Origin of the sequence: Bacteroides sp. 90-K9/2, assembly GCF_047310725.1 — a bacterium.
Taxonomy (GTDB): Bacteria; Bacteroidota; Bacteroidia; order Bacteroidales; family Bacteroidaceae; genus Bacteroides; species Bacteroides vicugnae.
The window spans coordinates 364,414-390,306 of the sequence record NZ_JBCGVL010000001.1 but is presented as its reverse complement, the minus strand read 5'-3'; the positions used below and the strand labels follow the sequence as shown (position 1 = coordinate 390,306).

Below are 25,893 nucleotides of genomic sequence, written 5' to 3'. Positions count from 1 at the left end.
TATGGGAAAGCGAGAGGAACCATTAACATTTAAGCAAGAGAAATTCTGTAAATATTACGTTGATACAGAAGGTAATGCAAGTGAAGCATATAGAATGTCTTATAATACTTCCAACATGAAGCCAGAGACAATTTGGAGCGCTGCGAGTAGACTATTAGCAAATAGCAAGGTTAGTACAAGGATAAATGAGATTAAGCAACAGAGGGCGAAAGAGTCTGAAGTAGAGAGGAAAACGGTCGAGAAGGTATTAATGGATATTGTACTCGCTGATCCCGATGATTTACATTATGTAGACCCTGTTACCGGGAAAACAAAGATGAGAAGTCCGTCCCAACTACCAAAGCGTGCCCGTAATGCGTTGAAGAAGATTCAGAATAATAGAGGAGTGGTTAATTATGAGTTCAACGGCAAGACAGAAGCCGCCCGGATTCTTGGTGCCTGGAATGGATGGGAAGCCGATAAGAATGTCAACATCAAAGGTGGAGACGGAAATAAAGTCGGTGAACTTCGTATCGGATTTGAAGATAATGATAAATCGGACGAATAGAACAATTTGAGGTGTAAATATCGGTGTTTTCCCTACGGAATAACCTTACTTTTAGAACAATATGGTTATAAATTATAAGAAGCTAAATCCTAACGGATTCTATCTATTGAAGTATTTGAATGATGAGACTATCCGTTTTATCATTCTCTATGGAGGTTCATCTTCCGGTAAATCGTACAGTGTGGCACAAACCATACTGATACAGACATTACAGGACGGTGAGAACACTCTTGTTATGCGTAAGGTAGGAGCTTCTATTCTCAAAACCATTTATGAAGATTATAAAGTCGCTGCGGCCGGTCTTGGCATATCCCATTTGTTCAAGTTCCAACAGAATACTATTAAATGTTTGGTTAATGGTGCGAAGATAGATTTCTCCGGTCTTGACGATCCGGAGAAGATAAAAGGTATCTCTAACTACAAGCGTGTTCAGTTAGAAGAATGGTCAGAGTTCGAGCATCCGGATTTCAAGCAGCTACGTAAGCGTTTGCGTGGTAAGAAAGGGCAGCAGATTATTTGTACCTTTAACCCGATCAGTGAAAGCCATTGGATAAAGAAAGAGTTCATTGATAAAGACAAATGGCACGATGTGCCGATGTCGGTTACCATTGCCGGCAAAGAGTTGCCGGAAGAACTTACCAAGGTCAAATCCGTAAAGAAGAATGCACCTAGGCAAATACTTAATCTTCGTACTAAGCAAATCGAGGAACAGGCACCTAATACAGTTATTATCCAATCTACCTATTTGAATAATTTTTGGGTGGTCGGTAGTCCTGATGGCACATACGGTTTTTATGATGAGCAATGTGTTGCCGACTTTGAATATGATAGAGTTCACGACCCGGATTATTATAATGTGTACGCATTGGGAGAATGGGGTGTCATTCGTACCGGTAGCGAGTTCTTCGGTTCCTTCAACCGTGGCAAACATTCCGGTGAACATAAGTATGTTCCGGACTTGCCTATTCATATCTCTGTCGATAACAACGTGCTTCCATATATCAGTGTATCATATTGGCAGGTCGATTTCACAACTGGTACCAAGGTTTGGCAATTCCATGAAACGTGTGCCGAAAGCCCGAACAATACAGTTAAGAAAGCTTCCAAGCTTGTTGCAAAGTATCTGAAATCTATCCAATATTCTGATAGGTTATATGTACATGGTGATGCCTCAACAAAGGTGGCCAACAGCATTGATGATGAAAAACGCTCTTGGATGGACTTATTCATAGACACATTACAAAAAGAAGGGTTCGAGATTGAAGATAAGGTAGGTAACAAGAATCCGAGTGTCGCAATGACCGGTGAGTTTATCAATGCTATCTTTGATTGTACTGTTCCCGGCATAGAGATATACATCGACGAATCATGTTCGGTATCTATCGAGGACTACATGAGCGTACAGAAAGATGCTAACGGTGCCATTCTTAAAACCAAGGTCAAGAATAAAACTACTTTGCAGACATATGAGGAACATGGTCATTTATCCGATACGTTTCGCTATGTTGTTGTGGATTTGTGTAGTGAGCAGTATATAGAGTTTAGTAACCGACGAAAAAGGAACTTGTATGCTTGTAATGGCACTATTAATTTCTTCAATCCAGATACCGAATGTAAATACACTAAGAAGATTCTATATGTGATGCCGAATGTTAATGGGAAATTTGTCCTTATACAAGCGTTTAGATGTGGGAATAAATGGCATGTTGTTGATGTCGTATTTATGGATACTACTTCAACAGAAGATATACGTTCTTCTATTTTGTCCCATGAATCTGATTCATGTGTAATTGAATGTACGGATGCTTATTTCCCTTTTATCCGGGAACTCCGTTCTAGTACAAACAAGGAGATTCGTGTAATGAAAGAGTTTCCGGATGTAGACAAACGTATTGCTGCAACATCTGATTACGTGAAAAATAGTATTCTTTTTTCTGCATCAAAAGTAGAATCTGATACGGAATATGTTGCCTTCATGAATAACCTGATGGACTATAATAAAGATAGTGAAACCAAAGAGGCCAGTGCTGTTTTGAGTGGGCTAGTACAGTTCGTTGTAAAATTAGGTTTGAATTGATTTGTGCTTTATGTATTTGAAAATAAATGTGTTATACTAAAATTACTATGCTCTCGTAATTTCAAGATTTTAGAGTTTTGGAAAACGGTTTTCCTTTTTACTTAGTTTTGCTCAAAAAGGAACCCAATGAATATTTTTTTTGATAATCTATTTGGAAAGAAATCTAAGACTAAAGGTGAAGTTGAAATAGTTACTTCATCTGAAAATAAGGATATAGATACTCAAAGTGGCAAGGCTGAAAAATGGTCAGTTGCATACATTGAGGACCTTACTAGTCCTATTGTAGCGGGTAGTAACTATCTAACACTATTCAGTACGATACCTGAAGTCTTTTTCCCGATCGATTATATTGCATCGCGAATTGCAGGTGCTAATTTTCAATTGAAGAAAACTAAGGATGACAGTATAGTATGGGCGAATAAACGAATGAATGGAATACTTAGTCGTCCTAATTGTTTGATGCGTTGGAAAGAATTGATTTATCAGCACCATATTTATAAATTGTGTACAGGGAATAGCTTTATTCGTGCCGCTATGCCTGATGTCTTTTCTACAGCTGAAAAATGGAGATATTGCGATAATTATTGGGTGCTACCTTCTGATAAGACTATTGTAGAACCTGTTTATGGGAATATGCCATTGTTTGGTATTGCCCAAACAGAAGATATTATTCGTAGCTATCGTTTGGAGTATGGTTGGAATGGTAGTTTGGAAATTCCTCCATACCAAATATGGCATGATAGAGACGGAAGTGCAGAGTTCTATTCAGGGGCTATGTTCTTGAAGTCCAAAAGTCGTCTTGCTTCCCAAAATAAGCCAATGTCAAATCTAATAGCTGTATATGAAGCTAGAAATGTGATTTATGTAAAGCGGGGTGGATTGGGCTTTATTGTAAGTAAGAAAACTGATGCTACCGGTTCAATAGCGTTGACTGACGATGAAAAGGAACAGCTTTTGAAGCAAAATTTTGAGAAGTATGGTGTAAGGAAGGGCCAGGTACCTTATGGTATTTCAGATGCAGACATTGACTTTGTTCGTACTAATCTTTCTATTGCAGAGTTACAGCCGTTTGAAGAGACTTTGGCTGATGCAATAAATATTGCAGGGGCATACGGCATCCCTGCCGTTCTTGTTCCGCGAAAAGACCAGTCCACATTTAGCAATCAGGCTACTGCTGAAAAGAGCGTATATTGTTCAACTGTTATTCCTATGGCCAAACAATTCTGCAAGGATTTTACAGCTTTCCTTGGTCTTGAAGGAGGGGGATATTATTTGGATTGTGATTTCTCTGATGTTGATTGTTTGCAGGAAGGATTGAAAGAATCCGAGGACGTAAAGACAAATATAAATAAACGTTGTCGTGAACAATTCTCATGTGGGCTTATAACACTCAATGACTGGCGTGCCCAAATAGGCGAAAGTATGATAGAAAATCCCTTGTTTGACAAATTGAAATTTGATATGTCAGATGAGGAACTGGATAAAGTAAATCGAGTTTTTAACACTAAAAGTGGAGATGAAAAAGATGGAAGAGAAAATCAAAAGCCTTCAGTACAAGACAAAGGCAAATGATGTTGATGAGAAGGGTATCGTTACCGTTGCGGTGAACGGTATCGGTGTGAAGGACTCACAAAATGACATATCTATGCCCGGCTCATTCAATAAAACATTGAAAGAAAATATTGGTCGGATGCGTTGGTTCCTGAATCATCGTACAGACCAGTTGTTAGGTGTTCCGTTGAGTGGTAAGGAAACAGAAGGTAATTTGGTTATGGTCGGTCAGTTAAATCTTGAAAAACAGATTGGCCGTGATACGTTAGCTGATTATAAACTGTTTGCAGAGAATGGCAGAACACTTGAACATTCTATTGGGGTCAAGGCCATTAAAAGAGATTCTGTTGATCCCTGTAAAGTGCTTGAATGGCGTATGATGGAATATTCAACATTGACAAGTTGGGGGAGTAATCCCCAGACTTTCCTTGTGAATATTAAGTCTGCTACTGCCGACCAGGTAAAGGAGGCTGTTGATTTCGTTCGTAAAGCGTTCTTGCAGCATGGATATAGTGATGAGCGTTTAAAAGGTTACGATATGGAATTAAGTTTATTACTGAAGAGCCTCAACGGTGGTGCCGTTGTCTCATGTCCTCATTGTGGTCATCAATTTGATTATGATGCAGAAACGGAGCATACCTTTGCCCAGCAGGTATTGGACTATGCTGCTGATTATCAGAGATGGATAACACAGGACATTGTAAGGGAAGAAATGGAGAAGCTCACTCCGGAGATTAGAACCCAAGTAATTTCTCTTATTGATTCTGTCAAATCAGAAAAGAAAGAATTTACTCAAAAGGGTCTACAAGACCTTATGAATTATGTAAGATGTCCCCACTGTTGGGGAAAAGTATATCGTTCGAATGCTATTCTGCAAAACACTTCTGAAGATACCACCGGAAAAAATGAGCCGTCTGTTGACACTCAAGAAAAGAATGACGGGGAAAATGGGAACGATGAAGTAACGACTAAAGCCGCTGATAATGGCACTTTACTCGATTTCAAGAGTTTGAATAGCTGTTTCGAGAATAAATAACTTAAAATTTAAATTTTATGCCAATTAGAAAATTTACAGTATCAGATTTTAATCTGAAAACGGAGGGTCTGCCGGCAGAACAGAAAACATTTATGGAAAATATCGTCGGCATGATGTGTGAAGTCGTAAACAAATCACTGGAAGGAGTTGCTACGCCTGATGATGTAACTAAACAGTTTGGAGATATTAATAACTTATTGAAGTCTTATGACAGCGAGAAGTTTGCTCAACTGATTAAAGACAATGAAGCACTTGTTGACCAAGTTAAGACTCTTGGCGAAAGTATTGAGAAGATGAAGCAAAAAGGCTTATCTATGGATACTATCAATAAGTTCGACGAGAAATTGAACGAGATGCTTGATTCTGAAAAATTCAGAGATTTCGCAGAAGGAAAAACACGCAAATCAGGAGAATTTGACGGTTTCTCCTTGAAAGATGTCGTTTCCATGACTGACAATTACACCGGTGATTTGTTGATTACTCAACAACAGAAACGTGTTGTGACTCAGGTTGCCAACAAAAAGCTGCATATGCGTGATGTATTAACGACGTTGACTGCTGATCCTGCATATCCTCAACTCGCCTACGCGCAAGTATATGCTTTCAACCGCAATGCCCGTTTTGTAACAGAGAACGGTCGTTTGCCTGAATCAAGCATCAAGGTAAAAGAGATACAGACAGGAACTAAGCGTCTTGGTACTCATATCCGTATCTCAAAACGTATGTTGAAATCAAGAGTGTACATTCGTTCCTACATCTTGAACATGCTTCCTGAAGCTGTTTGGATGGCAGAAGACTGGAACATCTTGTTTGGTGACGGTAACGGTGAGAATTTGCTTGGTATTATTAATAATACTGGGGTGACTTCTGTAGAGAAGATTATCAGTACAGCCATTGTTACAGGTGCCGCCGGTGCTGTAAAAGCTATTACCGGATATAACGGTGATAAGGATGTGATTGTAGAGTTTGCAGAACCACAGGATTTGATTCTTGATGGAATGAGCATCACGTTCGCTGGTGCCGCTGTTCTTACAGAACTGAACAAAACACACGCTCTTGTGAAAATGGAAGATGGTCGTATCCTTATTCCTGGCATCGCGTTCTCCGGTGCTGAAACGGCTACGGATAAAATGACATTCAGTGTTCATGAAGCCGGCTTTAAGAACATTGAGGAACCCAACTCTGAAGATGTAGTGAAAACAGCTTTCGCCGCAATGACATATGCCCAGTATTTCCCGAATGCTATTATTCTTAATCCAATGACTGTTAACGGTATGGAATCAGAGAAAGATACGACAGGACGTAATCTTGGTATCGTTAAAATGGTTGATGGGGTGAAATATATTGCCGGTCGCCCGATTATCGAGTACGGTGGTATTCTTCCCGGTAAGTATCTTTTGGGTGACTTCAACCAAGCTGCAAATTTGGTTGATTATACCACTTTGACACTTGAATGGGCTGAAGATGTGGAGACCAAGCTTTGCAACGAGGTTGTGCTGATGGCACAAGAAGAAGTTATCTTCCCGATTTATATGCCATGGGCTTTCGCTTATGGGGATTTGGCCGCATTGAAGACTGCAATAACTAAAGCGTAGGATTATGGATTACATACTTAGAGGTAACGATAAGGATGTAACCAATGTGCTTAAAGAGCAACGCATTCGGATTAATAGAGGGATGATTCAACTCATCCCTATTTCCGAATGTGGTCTTGTTACAGAAGAAGATGCCCGAAAGACATTGGAATGTATGCTTGCAGAGAAAAATGAAGAGATTGGCAGGCTTACTGCATCCATTGCAGAGAAAGATAAGACAATTGTTGAACTGACAGAAGAGCGTGAAACAATGAAAGCTCGCATTGCAGAACTTGAAGTACAGGTGCCTTCTGATGAAAAGAATCTTCCGGTTGCCGATTCAAAAGATTTGCAAGAGGAAGATGCCAAGGTGGTAACTGTTACAGATGATAAAGCCGTTTCCGTGGAAGATGAAAAGAAAACCGGGAAAGGCAAGACTTCTAAATAACTATCGCTATGTTGATTGATGTTTCATATTTTACGTCAGGTCCCAGGCATATTGAGAATGTTTCGGTCGCTGAAATGCCTTCGCCTCAATCTCTTGCTGTGAATGAGGTGATAAATGGGTATATTAAGGCATTTCAGCCCGAATTTCTCCGGAATGTTGTTGGTGTGACTCTTTCCCAAGCTATCACAGATTATTTGGAGCTTATTGAACGGGAAAAGGAAGATTCTTCAAATGAAGTTGATATTTCAGAAGAGAAAGAAGAACCCCAGTCCGGATATGCAATATTGTGCGAGAAGCTGTGTGAACCGTTCGCTGACTATGTCTTTTATCATATTCTTCGTGACGCAAACACACAGGCTACAATAACCGGGCTTGTCCGTTTGAAATGTGCTAATGAATATGTAGCTCCTTTGAAGAGACAAGTAAGCACATGGAATAGCATGGTAGAGAAGAACAAACAGTTTGTTGAATGGGCTATGTCGAATGATTGTCCTTTCGATGTGAAAATAACCAAGAATCTTTTGACTCCAATTAATGCTTTCAATTTATGATAGATTTAGATATAACAGAACTGTTTGAGGAGATTGTAAAGGAACTTCCAGAAGGGCTTGAAATCCTCTATCCAAATGGGAAAGGGGGAACTAAAGTAGTGAAGTCCCCAAGGTTGAATTACATCTTCGGTAGCAGTCAATATATCAAAGATATTTTAGATGAATACAGTAAGTCTTCTGCCCAGTCTGAAAGGAAGTTTCCATTGGTTGCACTATTCACTCCAATAAGTGAAGATAGAGGTGACGCGGATTATTTTTCAAAAGCAAAGGTTTCGTTAATTATAGCATGTTCTTCTTGTAAAGAGTGGAGCAATGAGATGCGCAGAACCACATCTTTTAAAAATATCCTTCGGCCAATCTATAAACGTTTATTGGAAGTATTATATGAAGATTCTCGGTTCGACTGCGACTATGACGAAAAAGTGAAACATAGTTATTCAGAAAACTATTCATATGGCAGATACGGAGCCTATACAGATTCCGGTGAGGCTGTGAGCGAGCCGATTGATGCCATAAATATACGCTCGATGGAAATAAAAATTAATAATCTTAATTGTAGAAGAAAATGAGAAAGATTAGAACGTGTAAGGGTTCCCGGATGAACACTGGTAGTTCTGCTTGTAGCATTGACTGGAAAAAAGTCAAAGGTGCTATCTTGACAGAACATGGTGTCAAACTCCCTGCTGATATAACAGGTGAGAAGTTGCTCGAATTGTGCCATGCAGACCGTCCTGGGCGTATTTACCCTATTTTGCCATTCCTGGAGTATGCCAAGAATGGTGGAGAGCCCCAAGTTAATGCTGTAGGGTACGGTGCAAGTGAATACAACGGGCTTAGCGCTCAAACAGACACCTTCACTTTGAAGAAATTTGATGAGGTTTTGAATGCCCAGCTTCTGAAATGTGCCAATAAAGGATGGGACGTTTACTTTTGGAATCAGGATAATATGTTGATCGGTTATAATGATGACACTGATATCCTTGCCGGTATTCCGATGTCTACTGTTTACCCGACCGTGACACAGTACCCGACCAGTAGTGCTAAGTCTGCGATGACTGTTAGTTTTTCACATGAAGATGTGGAAGACAGCCAATTGCACTTTGACTACGTGCAGTTAGACTTCAATCCCAAGAATTTCGTTAAAGGCTTGGTTGATGTTGTGTTTCAAAAGTTGGAGGCCGAAAATACTTACAAAATAGTTGAAGTTGTTGGTGGTTATGACCGTACAGAAGAATTTGGCAGTCTTATTGCTGATGGTGCTGCTGAAGTTATGAATAACGTAACTTCTGCTACATATTCGGATGGTATCATTACCATTGTTCCTAAAGCCGGGGCGGTTCCTTCGTTGAAAGCTCCTTCTGTATTGTATGAAAAAGGAATCAGAGGTATCGAGCAGGTGTCATGAAGGTAGATAATGTTACGTTCGTCGAGGTTGCTGTGAAGGGCATGACGAAGGAAGAGTTTATTAATGCACACATTAAAGTCGTGTGGCAGGAACTGAAGGAAGCTGACCGCAAGAAGAAGCTCTCGGAAGTGTACGATGCGATAACTAAGTAACCGACGGGCTGGGGTGTGATTACAGCCCGGCCCGTTATATTTTTACTGTATGGCAGATTTTGATGAATTACATAGAGTTATTCATTCCATTGCATCCGGGTTTGAAGAGGAATGTATTAGGTGTATGGAAGAACATAAGAATGTGCTCGTTGATTGCATTCAGGAGCAATTATATTCCGGTCTGGACGGTACTGAACATCTATTGAATCCTGATTATGATACTGACACCTATTTTAACGAGCCCGGTCCCTGGCAGAACCGTGCGGAACAATATAAACGATGGAAGGAGAGGATAACTCCACCTCTTAGAAGTGAGATGCTTTATTTGCCACCGCGTCCGGTTGAGGTACCTAACCTCTTTATTACTGGTACTTTCTATGATAGCATAACTGCCGATAGAATTGATTCCGGGCTTCGATTCTCAACGAAAGGATTTACGGACGGTAGTTCTATTGAGAAGAAATACGGTGAGCAGATTTTAGGCATTGGTGATACAGCTAAAGAGTACTTTAATATTATGTATCTCCGTCCCTGGATGGAACGTTTCTTTTCAGAATGTGGATATCGGTAGAAAATGGCTTGTGGTTGTGAAACAAAAAAGATGCAGAGTGAACTGGAACGTATCAGTGATCTTGCAAAGAAAGCAGCTGTCTTAGATGGCTGCATGTATGTCGTTTATCAGAAAGAAGATGGTACCTATGCTTTTGATAAACTTGGAGTTGAGATAAAAGGAAAGATTGTTGAATATAGACATTACCTGTAATTATGGCAGATTTAAAATTAAAAGATTTCGTTGATGAGAGCGATTTGCAGAAATTGGTGGAGCTTGATAATACTATTGAGCGTGTGAGGGCCGATTATGCTAATGCGGCCAAAGAATTAGCAAAAGGTTTGAAACTAAATGTAGAAGGCGTTGCTGATCTTGAAAAGTTGAGTAATATTTATAATACCCAAGCAAAAACGGCTGGTTCTGCATCTGCTGAATTAACCGAAGCTCTTAGAAAACAGTCTGAAATAACTCAAACTGTCAGTAAGAAGATAGAGGAAAAGCTAAATGTAGAGAAATTATCTGCTGCTGAACTGAAGAAACTAACCAAAGCAAACTCGGATAATGCTGTGTCCTTGGAAAAAGCAGCTAAAGCGGAAGCTAACTTGACAAAAGCGCAGAATGCCGGTAATACTACTCGTAAGAAAGCTGTTCTATCTGAAGAAGAACGTTTAAAGATTATCCGGTCGGCAATAACACTAACTAATCAGGAAGTACACAGTCGTTCCCAGGCAAAGGAAATGAATAAGCAGCTTCAAAAGGCTGTTGATTTACTGAAAGATACTGATGAGAATTATATTCGTACGCTTGCCCGTCTTAATTCTACAATCGGAATCAATACCGATTACATAAAGCGAAATTCCGATCGATATAGTCAACAGAAAATGACCATCGGTGCATATCGGGAAGAAGTAAAGGCAGCATGGATTGAAATACAGAACGGTAATAAGTCCATGCAGAATATGGGTATTATTGCCCAGAATGCAGGAAGGATGCTTAAAACGGAGATGGCTCCTGGATTAAGTAAAGTTAGTGCCGGATTGAAAGGATGGGCTGCTGGATATATAGGTGCGCAAGCTGTTGTAAGTGGTGTCGTTGCTCTTTTCACTAAACTTCGTGAGGGTGTAGGTAGTGTTGTTGAATTTGAATTTGCTAATAGCCGGCTTGCTGCAATACTCGGTACCACATCAGACCAAATAAAAGAATTAACTCTTGATGCTAAAAGGTTGGGAGCTACAACTAAATATACAGCTTCTGAAGCTACCGAATTGCAGATTGAATTAGCGAAATTAGGTTTTACAAGAAAAGAAATATTAGATGCAACAGAATCTGTTTTACGTTTTGCTCAAGCTACCGGTGCAGAGTTGGGAGAGGCTGCTTCGTTGACAGGAGCTGCATTAAGAATGTTTAATGCTGATACCCGTGAGACTGAACGCTATGTATCTGCAATGGCTGTTGCGACAACAAAGAGTGCATTGTCTTTTTCATATCTTGCTACTGCACTTCCAATCGTGGGGCCAGTAGCTAAAGCGTTTAATTTCTCTATTGAAGATACTTTAGCATTGGTTGGTAAGTTGGCAGATGCAGGATTTGATGCTTCAATGTCTGCTACTGCTACTCGTAATATTCTTCTAAATTTAGCCGATACAAACGGGGTACTTGCCAAGTCGTTAGGTGGTCCGGTGAGAACATTACCTGAATTGGTCGCTGGATTGCAAAAATTGAAAGAGCAGGGAGTAGATTTGAATAGTACTCTTGAAATGACAGATAAACGAAGTGTCGCTGCTTTCAACGCTTTTTTAACTGCTGCCGATAAAATAGTTCCTTTGCGTGACCAGATTACAGGTGTTGAGAGTGAATTAGGGAACATGGCTCATACTATGGAAGATAATGCAAAGGGAGCAATTGCCAGTTTAAGTTCTGCTTGGGAAGCTCTCATGATTTCTTTGGGAAAGAATACTGGCGTTTTATCTGGAATTATAAATGAATTTACTGAACTTGTTCGTTCTATGCGTGCTGTTATTGCTACTGCTGAAGAGCTTGGTGAAGAAAGATTAGCCAATGCAGCTCGTAACGGTCAAGAAGCTGCTAAATTGGATAAGGAATGGGTTAAATCTAAGGAGGAAAGTATTGATAGGGTCGCTTTGAAATATAGAAAAGAGGGAGTTGACGGTGCAGAAGCTTTTGAGAAAGCTAGAGGAGAACAACTTAAAATATTGGAAAGAACTTTATCACAAGAAGAAGCTAGATTGCAACTTTATACTAAACGAAACCAAAAGCAGTGGAGTGAGTATAATAATCGTAGTTTATTGAAACAAGGCCTAGGGCTTCAAAAAACTACTAATCAGATGAAAAAAGACATAGATGAGTCTTTCAAGCTTGTTGAAGAGCAAACTGCATATGTTGCTGGGTTGAAAGAAAAAATGGAGCAAATCAAAGGTATTACCAATGATTATCAAGAGGAAAATATGGGAAGTACATTCAACAAACCTCTCACAGATAAAGAAAAACGTGAACTGGAGAAAGCTGCTAAGGAAAAACAAAAGATTAAAGAAACTTATCAAGAATCTGAACTCGCCCTCATGGATGAAGGCTTAGAAAAGGAACTTGCTAAAATTGGTTTAGCGTACTCAAAGAAGATTGCTGCTGTTAAGGGTTATAGTAAAGAAGAAATTGCTATTCGTCAGAATTTGGCGAAAGAAATGCAGGATAAATTAGATGAATTCTCTATTAAGTATAATTCTGACCGTGAAAAGAAAGATGTTGAGAACGCTCTTGCTGTTGTAAAAAAGGGGTCCCAAGAAGAACTTGATTTGAAATTGCACCAGTTGGAGTTGCAACGTGAAGCAGAAATTGATGCAGCGGAGAAAACAGGTGAAGATGTTTTTCTCATTGACGAAAAATATGCAAAAAAGAAACAAGAACTTAACGAAAGACATGCATCCGATCAGGTGCAGTTAATTGCAGAGAATGCAACGCATGAGCAGGAAATCCGGGATGCTGCATATGTTATGGATACGCTTACTCTTAAAAAACAGTTAGCTTCTAAGGAAATAACCCAGCAGGAGTATGCAGAACTTGAATATCAGCTAAAATTAAACTATGCACGTAAAACTACTGAAGCAGCTATTGATGCTTTGGAGTCCGAACTTGCTACTGCCAATTTGAGTACGGATAAAAGGGAGAAACTAGAGGAGAAACTTGCTAAATTGAAAGCAGACCTTGCCCAAAAAGAAGCAGAAGCGGAGATTGAGGCTATCAATAAGGTTACTAAAGCGGATGAGAAAGCTCAGAAAGAGCGTCAGAAAAACTTGAAAAAGTGGCTTCAAACTGCATCTCAAGCTGTGGGGACCATTGGAAACTTAGTCTCTTCTATTTATGATGGACAGATTCAGAAAATAGAGGAAGAACGGGAAGCCAATGAGGAAAAGTATGATGAGGATATTGAACGAATAGAGAACTTAGCAGAATCGGGGGCCATATCTGAAGAGGAAGCAGAAGCTCGTAAGCGTGCGGCCAAGGAAAGAACTGAAGCTAAGAATGCCGAACTTGAAAAACAAAAACAAGAAATGGCACGTAAACAAGCCATTTGGGAAAAGGCGGCTAGTGTCGCTCAAGCTGGAATAGCCACTGCACTGGCAATAACTGAAGCTTTACCGAATATTCCTTTATCTATTGTTATTGGTGCCATGGGAGCAATTCAGGTTGCAACTATTCTTGCAACTCCTATTCCTTCCTATGCAGACGGTACTAAAGGTAATGATAGGCATCCCGGCGGTACCGCTTTAGTTGGTGATGCCGGTAAACATGAAGTTATCATGTATTCCGGAAAAGCATGGATTACTCCTGATGCTCCAACTTTAGTTGATATTCCTAAAGGTGCACAAGTCTTTCCTGATGTTGATAAGGTAGATATCTCTAATTTTGATATGCCGGATTGGGACTTTCCTACATTTTCACCGACATATTTTGCATCTTCTTCCGGTGACACTATTGTTTTCAATGATTATTCCCGATTAGAAAAAAGGGTTGATAGAACAAATTTTCTTTTGATGAAGAGTCTTAAAATGCAGCGTCAGGATGCTTCTAACCGTGAATTTGAACTGTATAAGTTATCTAAACTGAAATAGTCATGATTGAAAGATTAAATCAGATAACATTGAATGATTTCATTGAGCTTTCATGCGGAAACTATGCTTGTTTGCTTTCGGGTCGCGAATTTGTGTCAGAGAGCACGCTTAAAGAGATAGCATCTAAATTGCTCATTGAATACAGAAGTATTGTTAATCCTTCAAATATGAAGGCTATGGTAATGGACAAAGAGGATATGCTGAAAGAACGTGCCAAACTATTGAGTCTTCGTATTTGTCAGGCTCTTGTTTCTCTTGGCTTTTATGATGATGTTCGTCAGGTATTGGACCAGCTAAATGTAGATACCCGAAATATGAGTGATGAACAAGTAATATCGAAGATTGATTATTTACTTCATTCTGCAATTTTTGAGCAAAAACGGAATGAGGAAAGACGCAGTGAGGAACATAAAGGAAGTAAGGCTACTCCTGAACAAATTCGTTCTTCTTTTGATGCTGAGATTGCTTTTCTAATGACATTCTTTAAAATGAGTATTGATTCCCGCGTAATTAATGCTGCTGTCTATGCGAATATCGTTCATCAAGCTGATGTTGAAATATCGATCAGAAAAAGAAGCACATGATAATATTGGTATTACATATATGCTGTAATTCGATTAATTTTTAATTAAAGCGAATTATTTCATACAGTCGTTTGTACATCTCCTTTAGAATCACAAACGACTTTTTTATGAATAAAAAAAACAGCATCCATTGTATAAATAGGCATTTATACAATGTTTTATTGTCAGAATTACGTACATTAGAGACGAAGTGTAATCGGATAACAGCAGAAGTGTCCGAGGTAAAAAAAATGATTGCCTTATTGCCCCCCGATATAGGCACTCTTATTAGTTCAATCGAGCGTTCTGCTAAGGAAATGCACGAACAAAGTATCATGCACCGGAAATATGTGGAAAGGTGCATTAATGGCGAACCGAAGATACACCTAATAAGGAGGGCTGACAATGGACTTTGAAAAGGAATTATCAGAAATATATCCTTGGATATTAAAGGTGGCAAGAAAATTCTGCTGTTCCATGCAAGATGCTGAAGACTTAGCCGGTGATACAGTTTATAAGCTACTTGTGAATCGTGATAAATTTGATTGTTCTAAACCACTTCAACCGTGGTGCCTTATTATAATGAGGAATACTTATATAATAAGATACAATAGAAATTCCCTTATACATTTTACAGGGCTTGATATGGTAGACGGGAGTGCCATTTCTAACTGTACAACTCATTCAATACTGTTTGATGATTTGGTTTCCACAATACAACGGTGTGCTAAAAAATCTCGTTGTATTGATAGTGTGATGTATTATGCTAGTGGGTATTCATATGATGAGATAAGTGAAATCCTAAACATTCCTGTTGGAACTGTAAGAAGTCGTATTTCTTCTGCTCGGAAGTTTATACTTCAAGAAATTGGCTATTAGTAGGGGAAATACGATATTTTTTATGTTATCTTTGTAAAGTACATTTTTATATCGGCAATTATGAAAAATACGTTACTCATACTACTTTTTTTGTTTTGTGTGAATGGTAAAGTGTGTGGCAATATAGACAATGATAATTGTACTCCTAAAGAGACTATTCATTCAAATAACAAGTTCAATAGTTATAGTTCGGAAGATAAAATATACTTAAGTATTATCACGTCTTTTATTCCATTTGTTATATTTATTCTAGGACATTACCTTAATAAGTTAAAAGATAGGGAAAAAGAAGTGAGTGAGTTAAATAAAAGGTATTTAAATGGTTTACGACTATACTTGGAAGAAACATATTGGCGGTTATATGAGATAAATGAATATATATCTAATAAATCCAATATTAGATATAGTAAGATTTCTGGAATTAGTCGGTTTAATGATGTAAAAGGTAAAAATAGAGATTGGTTTATACATGATGGATATTATATTATTTCAACATGCTATCTTATTGCCTGTCTTTTTGGAGTTATTGAAAAGATGAGAGAAGAATTTCCATACATAATTACAAAAGAAAAACATGATACAGAGATACTCCATAAGGCATTTAATATTAGTTTGGCATTCTTAAATAATGAAGGGATATACTACGTATTGCAACATAATATTGGCCAAATTATGTACAACAAATCTGAAGATAAATTGCTAAGTTATTCTGAATTTACCAATATCCTTTTAGATAAGAAACGCTCAGTTTGGTTTGAACAACTAATAAATTTTTTTATTGATGTTGGAGAATTTAAAAGAAGAGATAATATAAGCAAAGCGTTGGATGCTATAAAATCTTTAAGTCAATATTTAGAAGAACAGTATAATTTAGGGCCTTCTATACCTAATAGGCTTGAGATTGAAAAAGATAATAAATGTAAGGTAGGGAAGAAGATAGGTGTAATATAAAAAGACTATTTTTGTTTTTATGTAGGTATATAATTGATAAATAGATAGTTAGTCTGTATTTTTGCAAAGCGCAATTTTCAAGAATTTAGCCAACTGGGAAATCGGTTGGCTTTTTCTATATATTTGCTCGTGAACGTTCAAAAGGAGTTAAAATGCTTTGTAAATATGTACTTATCGTTGATAGTATTTCCTATGATATTCCCAAATCTTGTATTCAGAATTGGGATGAAATAAAGTTTTCCCGTAAACGCTCCGGACTTGAAGGAATAACTAGAACCTTTACTTCAAAATTCCAGTTTGTGGGAGAAGCCTATGATCTCATATTGGAGGAGTATTTGAGTAAATACCTGGCTTCTAATGCCAGTATCTCTGTTTATACTATAACCAATTCTCATACTTATGATGAATTCTTCAGTTGCCGGCTGGATTTCGGTTCATTGACTTATGATGGAAATACCGTTTCTATCAATTCGATAGATGATAGTGTCGCTAATATCATAAAGGCTAACAAAGGAACACAGTACGAATATTCGGTAGATGAACTGAAAGATGAAGCCCGGCTTTATTATGATAGATTGTCTTATGTAGGAAGTGCCACATATTATTGTGGAGGGAGAACTCTGGAAAGTGGAAGCATTCTTGTAGATGCAGTAAGTGGTAGCGATCATTATATGACTATTCCAATGTATATAGGGAGTAGTGAAATAGTGTCAGGTAGTGGCATAGAGGTGAAGGATGTTGGTGCAAGTGGTAACTTGGAGTCATGTTTAATTTATACAGAAAAAGCCACGTCTGTCAAAATATCAATAAAGGGAGCATATTCATGGGACGGCGCAAGCCTTGCTGCTGATATGCAGCTAAAAACAAAATCCGGAACACTCTTGAAAGAGTGGAAAGGGGGATGGGGCGGAGAATCAATTTCTGTAAATTGGGATGGGGAAGTAACATTATCTGCTGATGATGGGATTGTTTTGCTTGCAGCTTATAATACAAAGTTTGCGTTGTATTATTTTTCTAGCCTGAAAATAACCATGGAATTTCCTTCTATTGGATTACCTATTGATATAGATGCTATAAAGCCTGTTACTATCTTAAAGCGTTTGCTTAAAAGTATGAATGGCGGGAATGATGGTATTGATGGTGAGATTTCTTCCGGGATTGATGAAAGATTGGATAATTGTGTAATATTGACCGCTGAGAGTATTCGTGGGATACCAAAAGCTAAACTATATACTTCATATACCAAATTCGTTAATTGGATGGAAGCAGAATTTGGGTTTGTTCCCGTGATTAATGGGCGAGTAGTATCTTTCAGGCATCGGAATAACTTATTTGGAGAAAATAATGTAAAAGATTTGGGGAGTAATATCGCTGATTTTGAATATAAGATGGAAGAGTCTAGGATATATTCCCGGGTGAGGGTCGGGTATGACAAACAGGAGTATGAGAGTATGAATGGGCGTGACGAATTCCGGTTTACTACTGAATATACCACTGGCGTTGACATAACGGACAATGTACTTGAACTTATCAGCCCTTACCGTGCAGATGCTTATGGTATTGAGTTCCTGGCGCAAAATAGAGGTAAGGATACTACAGATGACGAAAGTGACAATGATGTATTTTTTGTCGGTGCAACTCTATCTTCCAATGACAAGAAGTATAAATTGATGAGAGCCGGCTGGAATGTTGATGGTGTACTTAGTCCTGATACGATGTTTAATACTATGTATTGGCAGGGTGCCATGTTGCAGGCAAATGCCGGCTATATCGGTATGTTTACTAACAAACTGTCTTATTCTTCTTCTGACGGTAATAGTGATGTTGTTGTCAATGGTATAGGAATGAAAGATGATTTTAACGTTGAAAGTGGTATTATAACTTGTGGAGATGTTTCTTTCACAACTTATGATGAAGATATTCCACCAACAGATGACGAAACGATTAAAATCTTAAAAGATGATCTGGTTTACGAGGGCTACATCAAAGAGGTAAGTAGTACAGTTGAGAGAAACGAGGGAGTGAAGTATGATTTATTTGTCCGTTCAATAACAAAAGCCTAGAATATGATTATAAGTCCGTTTACCCCGCTGTTTTTTTCTCCGTCTACCGATAAATTTGGAGCGAAGAGTAAATATGTGCAATTATTCGCACGTACAGACAGGATTTTTGTTGAATTGATTTTGACAGCCAAAGAGCAGGAGCCTATAGTTTACATTAATAATCTTTTAAGTAATATATCTACACCTGTATCATTAAGCTCATGGAAGATGAATGATGATAAGATTCTTTATTTCTATAACATTTCATTGCTTCCATGTGGATACTATACTGTAACAGTTAATGGGAATACGAGTGAGATTTTTAAAGTTACAGATGATGAATGTGAGTTATCAGAAACCAGCCTTATCCAGTATTCAATGAAAGATAATAAGCAGCGTCTTGATGCTGTCTGGTGGATAGATGGGATGCAATACTTTTTTGATTTTCGCGTTCCTGGTGGTTTCAAAGATAACGGATGGACGTTCGGTGTGGATAATGAGCAGTTCGTGACTTCCGATGAGGATATTGTTGAGCTGTTCAGCCATGAATATACAACAGTATTATTTACACTTGGAAATGGAATGGGATGCCCTGTGTGGTTTGCAGAATTACTGAATCGGGTATTATGCTGTAATTACGTCTACTTTGATGGTGTTCGATATACCAGAAAGGAAAGCAATGTTCCGGAACTTAACCAGCAAATAGAGGGATTGAAGAGTTTTGTATTCAATCAAATGCTACAGAGGGTAAGAACGATCAATCCTGTTTTGGAATGGAACAACCAAATGTCTATAAGAAGAATTCAAAACGATACTTATAGGATAACATCTGATAGTGGAGAGTTGAGGAGCATAAAGTCTGGTGGTGAAGCTGTAGAAGAGTATACGTCAGTAATCACCGGTAAGTTGTATGTGCATTATCAGAAGATTATGACTAGTCTTTTTACATCTCATAATTATAGTTGTAAAGTGATTTTAGATAAACCTGCTAATAGTGGGGTGACGTTCATGATACCTTTTAATCTCACAAGCGCTGGTGTTGTAACTTCGGAAGTTAATCAGATTACAGTTGCCTTGGGAGGTTATTCGAGTGAAGTTCAATTCTCTCAAAAGGGAAGTTCATACGATATTGATTTATTATCAGGAGGTATATTAGAGTTCTTGAAAGGAACTGATGATAGGACTTATTATGAGGTGACTTGGGACGGTGAATTTGTTGATACGTTACCAGTTGCTTCCGATGAAGTTTCTGATCCGTCATCAAATTAATATAATAGTTTTAAACAATAAAGATAGAATAAAATGACAGAGTCAGAGAAACAACAAATTATTAGCCTTGTGCTACAAGCGTTGAAGACAAACAGTCTTACAATAGAGCAACTGACTGATACAACAGAGCTATCCAAAGATATGTACGTTGAAGTTAGCGGCGGTCGGAAAATATCTATTGATTTACTTTCAAGTACCATTGCTAAAATGGTGAATGGGGATTTTGATGCATTAGTGGAGAATGTCAATAAGATTGCAAAAGATTTATCGGATGGAGACGCCGAGTTGTTGAAACGTATAACAGGAGTGTCTGATAAATCCAATCCTTTGACTGACCCATTTAAAAGTATTGGCTCTTTTACTACTATTGGTAGCTTTAAGGATAAATTGAAAACAATGTATTCCGGTGATTCTTCTATTGGGAATTATCGGTGTATTTTGTCTGTTGATTCGTCTAAGATTCCTGTAAATATACAGATTGAACGGTTGGAACTTGATAAGGTTTGTCAATCGTTCACTTCGTGCATACAACTGGCTACTATGTCAGACAATGCAGAAGGTGTGTATTTGGGTACGGTTTGTACTATCTCACGAATCGGTATTGTTTCCGGTGGGAGTGTTACATGGGGCAAATGGACCTCTGTAATAAATGACTTTGAGGAAAGGATAGGAAAAGCGAACGGTATCGCTCCTTTGGACGAAGAAAGCAAAGTTCCTTCCAAATACCTGCCTGAACCGTTGTCTCTTGGGGAAGGTGAAGAAGAAGCTTTCCCCGGCAACCGTGGAAAGTCTTTGGAAGATACAATGAAAAATATCCCTTTCGATATAATCAAACCGGGTTCTTTCTCCGTCCTGTCTGACGCTTCCTATCTCAATGTGTATTTTAAGAAAGTATCCAAAACAACTGGTGAAGAAACGGATGATAGCTTCCGTCTGCCTTCCGCTACCCTTGAACAAGCCGGCCTTTTGTCCGCCGAGGATAAGCAAGCCCTTGAGGATATGAAGAACGGTACGCCCGCTGACAATGTAACACACCCCATCGTCATTGTCGATGAAATCCGCCCATTGAAAGACGGCTACTATACCCTTGAAACAGCCATTGCTGCTATAGTGTCCTGTCAACAGGAATCTGGCATCAAATATGAGCGAACGGGTCTCATCATTACTTACAAAACAGGCGAGTATGAAATGGAAACCCGGCAGTTTCAAGGTGCGGTGTCTGATTTTAATGAGGTGGCACTTTGGAAGAACTTTGGCGGTGAAGGTTCGAAAGTGGAACTTGGTGATGCTCCCGAAGAGGGGGGCGATAAAGCCCTCTCAACCGGTGGTGCGTATGATTGCATCCCTGTGGACTTTTCTCTTGACACCGAGACTGAAGGCGTTGTCAAAATCCAAATGGTCAACGCCAAAGGCGAAGGTGTCGGCGAAGAGAAACAGTTTCTTGTCGGTACCGGCGGTGGTGGAGGAGGTGGTGGTACTATTGTGGCCATTGCTTTTGAATCCTCTCCCGTCTACGGGGCATACGGTTCACCTATCAAGGGACGTGCGGCTGTCCGTTCCGTGACCAGCGGCGGTGGCATTGAAACAGAGAATTCCATTGAAACACTTGAGATAGTTGACCGTGACAGCGGTCTGACCGTGTGGACGGAACGTGTCAACAGACCGAGTTCCGGTGATTTGACCGATTACACGTTCGAGCTTGACTTCACTTCGTTCTTCACAGCTGCAGGTTCCCGCAAGTTCAAGCTTGTGGCTACCGATGATTCCGGGAATACCGGAAGCAAGAACATTTCGGTTACTGCCGTTGATATAACCTGTACCTGCGTGCAAGTGTTGCAATACAGCCCGGACACGCCCGTAACTCCGACAACAGGAAGCGTTACCATCCCCCTGTACAAGTTCGCTAACAACCAGTCGGATAAAGGCATTTCCGTCCGGGTGGACATCAAGATTAATGGAGAATGGCATCTTCTTGCTACAACCGCCGTCAATGACAGTTTTACCCATTCCATTACCCTGCATCCGTCAGAACTGGGCTTGTCACATGGCAGCTACCCGCTCCGCATACAGGGAACTGATATAGCCAGCGGTGCAAAAGGCAATACCATCTACACGGCTGTAATGGTGGTGGAAGAGGGGAATGAAACTCCGATAGTGTCGTTACGGTACGATGATACGACCGGCGGTACAGTGCGCCTGTACGATACATTGAAACTCGATGTCGCGGTTTACGTCCCCGGCAAGTCACAGTCTCATGTTGCCATATTTGCTAATGGTACACAATTCACGCAGCTTCTCGCCCTTAATACTCGTAGTTATTCTGTTTCACAGCAGATAAAAGGTTATGCTGACGGCACGGCGGTAACCTATAATGCTATTGTCAGTGCTGTATCGAGTGACAATATCGTTGTTACTGTTGACGGCTCGGCCATTGACGCTGAACTGACTTCCGGCACTATCTACGACTTTGATTTTTCGGGACGCTCCAACGATGAAGCAGACCATAGCATCACGTCGAACGGTTATGAGTTGAAACTGGCCGGTGCAAACTTTACCAGCAACGGATTCGGTACCTTCCTCGGCAAGAATTGCCTGCGCATCGCGGAAAATGTAACCGGACAGCTCAACCATTATATGTTCGGCTCTTCGATGTTGGAGGCTACGGGCGGGGCGATACAGTTCACCTTTGCGACCAAGAACGTGAAGGACAAGAACGCAAAACTGATGGAGTGTTACGACGAGAGTTCCGGCGCCGGCTTCTATGTGACCGGCTCAAAGGTGGGCATCTACTGCAAGAACGGCATAAGGTCGCGTGAGGAACGCTCCTACGAGCAGGGCAAGGAGATAACCGCCGCTATTGTCGTAGAGCCTACAAGCATATACATTGAACGTGGCGGCATCAAGTATTCAATGATATGTCTCTACCTTGATGGCGAACGTGTCGCGGCCCTCGGCTATGTGGGTGGCACCGGCAATCTTTTCCAGGATCGCAATATCAAATTCAATGGAGAGAAAGGCGACCTTTACCTCTATAACCTCTGTGCGTGGAACACCTACTTTGAGTGGGCGCAAGCACATAAGAACTACCTTGTCCGGCTTACTGACACGGAAATAATGGTCAAGGAATATGAGTTTGAGAATGTGCTTGTCTCACAGACCGCTGAAGGCACGACGATGTTACGTCCTAGTGCCGCAGAACTTTATGCGCGCGGTATTCCCTATATTGTGGAAGTAGCATCGGATGAAAGCTTCAATGAGTTTGACAACGGTGTTTCGACAAGCGATAACTTCACCGTCGACCTTTATTACTACGACCCCGTTCATCCGTGGCGTTCATTTGTGGCACGTGGCGTACGCAAACGCAGGCAGGGAACCACATCAGCCAAACGTTGCAAGAAAAATCCCCGTTATTATCTCGGCAAGGCGAAGGAGATTGTTCCGTTGTTTCCAGATTACACCAACGCGGACGCACTGCTTTCCTACGCGCTTTTCAAGCAGAAAAAAGTGCGTGTGGGCGAGAATACCATCCCGGTGGATATCATCACCGTCAAGATAGACTTCTCTGATTCCAGCGGTGTGAACGATTGCGGCACTTGCGACATGATGAACTACACCTACCGCTCTCTCGGTGGCGACTACCTGACCCCTGCCCAGCGCTTCTTTGACGGCACATATGACTTGGGTGACATACACATCGAAGGCTTGGAGATGAACCACTCGACCGCCAACCACCCGGTGTGCGTGTTCCGTTCCACGTCGGACACATTGCAGAATGTCTACTTCGAGGCGCGCGGTAACTGGAAAGAGGACAAAGGCGAACAGACCGCCCTTGGGTTCATGAACACTCCCGGTTACAACCTCGGCTGTCTGAACTATCAGGACGCATCGTTTGTCGAGTTCTTCGGCCGCGCAGAGGAAACGCTTGACCAGATAGAGGAACGCTTCAAGGCTACAGACGGACTTGATACGGGTATGCTCTACCTGCTGTCTTTGTATTGCGGACGTGACTACCGCTTCATGCGTTACGTTGACGGCGCATGGAAGGATACGACCGGTTCAATGTATCAGGAAGGTGGCAAATGGCTCATTGAGGGTGATGTGCTGAACCCCGTTGAAGGTTTTGAACTACTCGTGTACCAAGGGATGTGTTGGTGGCGCGGTGTTTCTTCCGTTGAGGATATGATGAAACCCAGCTCAATGAAGTCAAGTTGGGTTCAGAAACTCATCGACAAAGGTGAAATATCCGGCGACACATTCCCGGCGTGGACATACTATTTCGAGTGTATGGTTGACAATGACCAGCTCGCCATCGACTATGCGCTCGGGAAGAAAGTGCCTTACCAGCTCTATGATATGCTGCGCTTCTGCAATACTTGTAACAAGGACAACGATGCCCGGTGGCAGGAGAACTGGCGCAATAATCTGCGTCTGCACGCCAACCCCAAATCAGTGATGAGCTACTACGGCTTTACCGATTACGCCTGCGGCAAAGACCAGCAAGCAAAGAATATGCAGCCCATGTGGTTCTTGGAGAGCGGGGCGAGCGTTACCAAGGGCGTCTATTCACCGAACGCGCTTATCATGTACCTTAACAAGATATATGATGCTGACGGTGTGAACGACAAGGACAATGACGGCGGTTGCGATACCGACCCCGAAGTAGACCCCGGCAAACCCTCGACGGATACGTATACCAACCCGTTTGCAGGGTGGAACAGTATCCTTTGGGTGTGTTGTAGGGAACAGCAGGAGGTGTTGCTTGTCGACGGAAACACCATAGACCTGCGCACGGTCATCGCGGCTATGCGCTCCTGCCAAATAGAAGTGGACGGTCAAATGATGAAACCTTTCTCACCGGATGGTGCTATTTATTTTTATTGTACCAAACGGCAGTTGGTATGGCCGAAAGTGGTCAGTTCTTACGACGGCTACCGGAAGTATATCCAGTACACCGCCACTTCTGATGCTATCTACTTCTACGCTCTGCAAGGGCTTGGATTGACATCACTTCCGGCATTTATCCGTACCCGTTGGCGCATCCGCGACGGTTATTACCAGACCGGAGACTTCTTCAGCGGTGTTCTGTCCGGGCGTATCGCTTGTGGTGCAGATGCGACAATAACCATCATGGCAGCGGCAACCGGTTACTTCGGTGTTGGCAATGACGCATCGGGCAACCTCTCGGAGAGTTGTTACCTCGAAGCCGGACAAAGCTACACATTCACCAACTTTGCCAAAGATGAGGGTGCATTGCTGTACATCTACCAAGCCGACCGGATGAGTAGTATAGACCTCTCCGCATTGACGCTTAGTGACAACTTCGATTTCTCGGTCATGAGCCTTGTGGAAACCCTTGTCACAGGTGGAGAAAACCATGTCGAACGTAGTATGGGTTACAATAAACTGGCGGCATATATGCTCGGAGACTTGCCGTTCCTAACCACACTTGATATCAGGAATACCGGAGCAAAGAGCCTTGATGCTTCCAAGTGTCCCCGTATTGAGCATATCCACACCGAGGGCAGTGTATTGGAAAACCTGACTCTTGCAGAGACTTCTCCGATTAATGACATCTCTCTTCCGGCTACAATGACAAGTATCCGTTTTGTCGGCCTTCCTGAACTGACCTATACCGGCCTTTCCGCTTCGTCCGGCCTGCAAATCACATCCATGCCGAACGTTCAACGTCTGCGTCTTGAAACGTCGCCTAAACTTGACGCCATCCAGATGCTCCGTGACGTGCTCGCTTCACAAACGGCATCCCGTAAACTTTCCATGCTCCGTATCTCGAACATGACACTGAAAGCTGACGGCTCCGAGCTTCTTGCCATTCTCGAATATGGAGTTGCTGGTATGGATGAGGACGGTAACAGACAGGATAAACCGGTGGTCAACGGCACGTACGAGTTGACGGTTATCCGTGAAACGGATGAAATCGAATCCCTTGAATCCGGCATCGACGGCCTTGTCATCCTTACCGTCATCGATGCCTACATTGACCTTATCAACTGGTTCAATAATGAGTCTTATGGCGGGGAACCGTACTACGATAATGTAACGCTGGACAACATCAATGAAGTCCTTGAATATTATAACGGCGAAACTTACGAAGAATATCTCGAACGCTTCGCTGAAGACAATATGGATATTAATGATTTAATTAACAAGTAA

At 40.9% G+C, this 25,893-nt stretch carries 17 protein-coding genes and 1 pseudogene; all 18 read left to right on the top strand.

The features are described from left to right. Nucleotide 1: 1 nt before the first annotated feature. Nucleotides 2–547, top strand: coding sequence for a terminase small subunit (locus AAHJ11_RS01415; RefSeq protein WP_342989473.1), 546 nt, complete (start codon nucleotides 2–4; stop codon nucleotides 545–547). 61 nt (nucleotides 548–608) lie between these two features. After that, on the top strand, nucleotides 609–2,624 hold the full coding sequence (locus AAHJ11_RS01410) for a PBSX family phage terminase large subunit (protein WP_413578956.1): 2,016 nt from the start codon (nucleotides 609–611) through the stop codon (nucleotides 2,622–2,624). A gap of 126 nt (nucleotides 2,625–2,750) precedes the next feature. Then, entirely contained in the window at nucleotides 2,751–4,196 is a 1,446-nt protein-coding gene (locus tag AAHJ11_RS01405) for a phage portal protein (RefSeq protein ID WP_008017300.1), read from the top strand. Continuing rightward, nucleotides 4,150–5,211, top strand: coding sequence for a phage prohead protein (locus AAHJ11_RS01400; protein WP_258909685.1), 1,062 nt, complete (start codon nucleotides 4,150–4,152; stop codon nucleotides 5,209–5,211). Before AAHJ11_RS01405 ends, AAHJ11_RS01400 begins: the two co-directional genes overlap by 47 nt. Before the next feature lie 17 nt (nucleotides 5,212–5,228). Next, a complete protein-coding gene (locus AAHJ11_RS01395; protein ID WP_413578955.1) occupies nucleotides 5,229–6,806 on the top strand; it encodes a phage major capsid protein in 1,578 nt (525 codons plus the stop codon). Nucleotides 6,807–6,810: 4 nt separating this feature from the next. After that, nucleotides 6,811–7,233: a hypothetical protein gene (locus AAHJ11_RS01390; protein WP_413578954.1), complete on the top strand. Its 423-nt coding sequence runs from the start codon at nucleotides 6,811–6,813 to the stop codon at nucleotides 7,231–7,233. 8 nt (nucleotides 7,234–7,241) lie between these two features. Beyond that, on the top strand, nucleotides 7,242–7,784 hold the full coding sequence (locus tag AAHJ11_RS01385) for a hypothetical protein (RefSeq protein ID WP_258909687.1): 543 nt from the start codon (nucleotides 7,242–7,244) through the stop codon (nucleotides 7,782–7,784). Then, a complete protein-coding gene (locus AAHJ11_RS01380; RefSeq protein WP_004315583.1) occupies nucleotides 7,781–8,353 on the top strand; it encodes a hypothetical protein in 573 nt (190 codons plus the stop codon). The genes AAHJ11_RS01385 and AAHJ11_RS01380 overlap by 4 nt, the downstream gene beginning before the upstream one ends. After that, complete coding sequence (locus tag AAHJ11_RS01375) at nucleotides 8,350–9,189, top strand: hypothetical protein (protein ID WP_008765950.1); 840 nt, start codon at nucleotides 8,350–8,352, stop codon at nucleotides 9,187–9,189. Before AAHJ11_RS01380 ends, AAHJ11_RS01375 begins: the two co-directional genes overlap by 4 nt. A 201-nt stretch (nucleotides 9,190–9,390) precedes the next feature. Continuing rightward, complete coding sequence (locus tag AAHJ11_RS01370; protein ID WP_004300282.1) at nucleotides 9,391–9,912, top strand: hypothetical protein; 522 nt, start codon at nucleotides 9,391–9,393, stop codon at nucleotides 9,910–9,912. A gap of 30 nt (nucleotides 9,913–9,942) precedes the next feature. After that, nucleotides 9,943–10,104 carry a hypothetical protein gene (locus tag AAHJ11_RS01365; RefSeq protein WP_004311558.1) on the top strand — a complete coding sequence of 54 codons (162 nt, stop codon included), beginning with the start codon at nucleotides 9,943–9,945 and terminating at the stop codon, nucleotides 10,102–10,104. 2 nt (nucleotides 10,105–10,106) lie between these two features. Further along, nucleotides 10,107–14,018, top strand: coding sequence for a phage tail tape measure protein (locus AAHJ11_RS01360; RefSeq protein WP_413578953.1), 3,912 nt, complete (start codon nucleotides 10,107–10,109; stop codon nucleotides 14,016–14,018). Between the two features lie 2 nt (nucleotides 14,019–14,020). Beyond that, entirely contained in the window at nucleotides 14,021–14,602 is a 582-nt protein-coding gene (locus tag AAHJ11_RS01355; protein WP_217722319.1) for a hypothetical protein, read from the top strand. 384 nt (nucleotides 14,603–14,986) lie between these two features. Next, the gene (locus AAHJ11_RS01350) at nucleotides 14,987–15,460 is read left to right on the top strand and encodes an RNA polymerase sigma factor (protein ID WP_258986851.1); all 474 of its coding nucleotides are present in this window, start codon (nucleotides 14,987–14,989) and stop codon (nucleotides 15,458–15,460) included. A gap of 60 nt (nucleotides 15,461–15,520) precedes the next feature. Then, on the top strand, nucleotides 15,521–16,411 hold the full coding sequence (locus tag AAHJ11_RS01345) for a hypothetical protein (protein ID WP_217722315.1): 891 nt from the start codon (nucleotides 15,521–15,523) through the stop codon (nucleotides 16,409–16,411). A gap of 152 nt (nucleotides 16,412–16,563) precedes the next feature. After that, complete coding sequence (locus tag AAHJ11_RS01340; RefSeq protein ID WP_413578952.1) at nucleotides 16,564–18,474, top strand: hypothetical protein; 1,911 nt, start codon at nucleotides 16,564–16,566, stop codon at nucleotides 18,472–18,474. A 3-nt stretch (nucleotides 18,475–18,477) separates the two neighbouring features. Continuing rightward, a pseudogene (locus AAHJ11_RS01335) lies at nucleotides 18,478–19,323 on the top strand (hypothetical protein); the annotation flags it as partial. Between the two features lie 432 nt (nucleotides 19,324–19,755). Continuing rightward, nucleotides 19,756–25,893: a hypothetical protein gene (locus AAHJ11_RS01330; RefSeq protein ID WP_413578951.1), complete on the top strand. Its 6,138-nt coding sequence runs from the start codon at nucleotides 19,756–19,758 to the stop codon at nucleotides 25,891–25,893.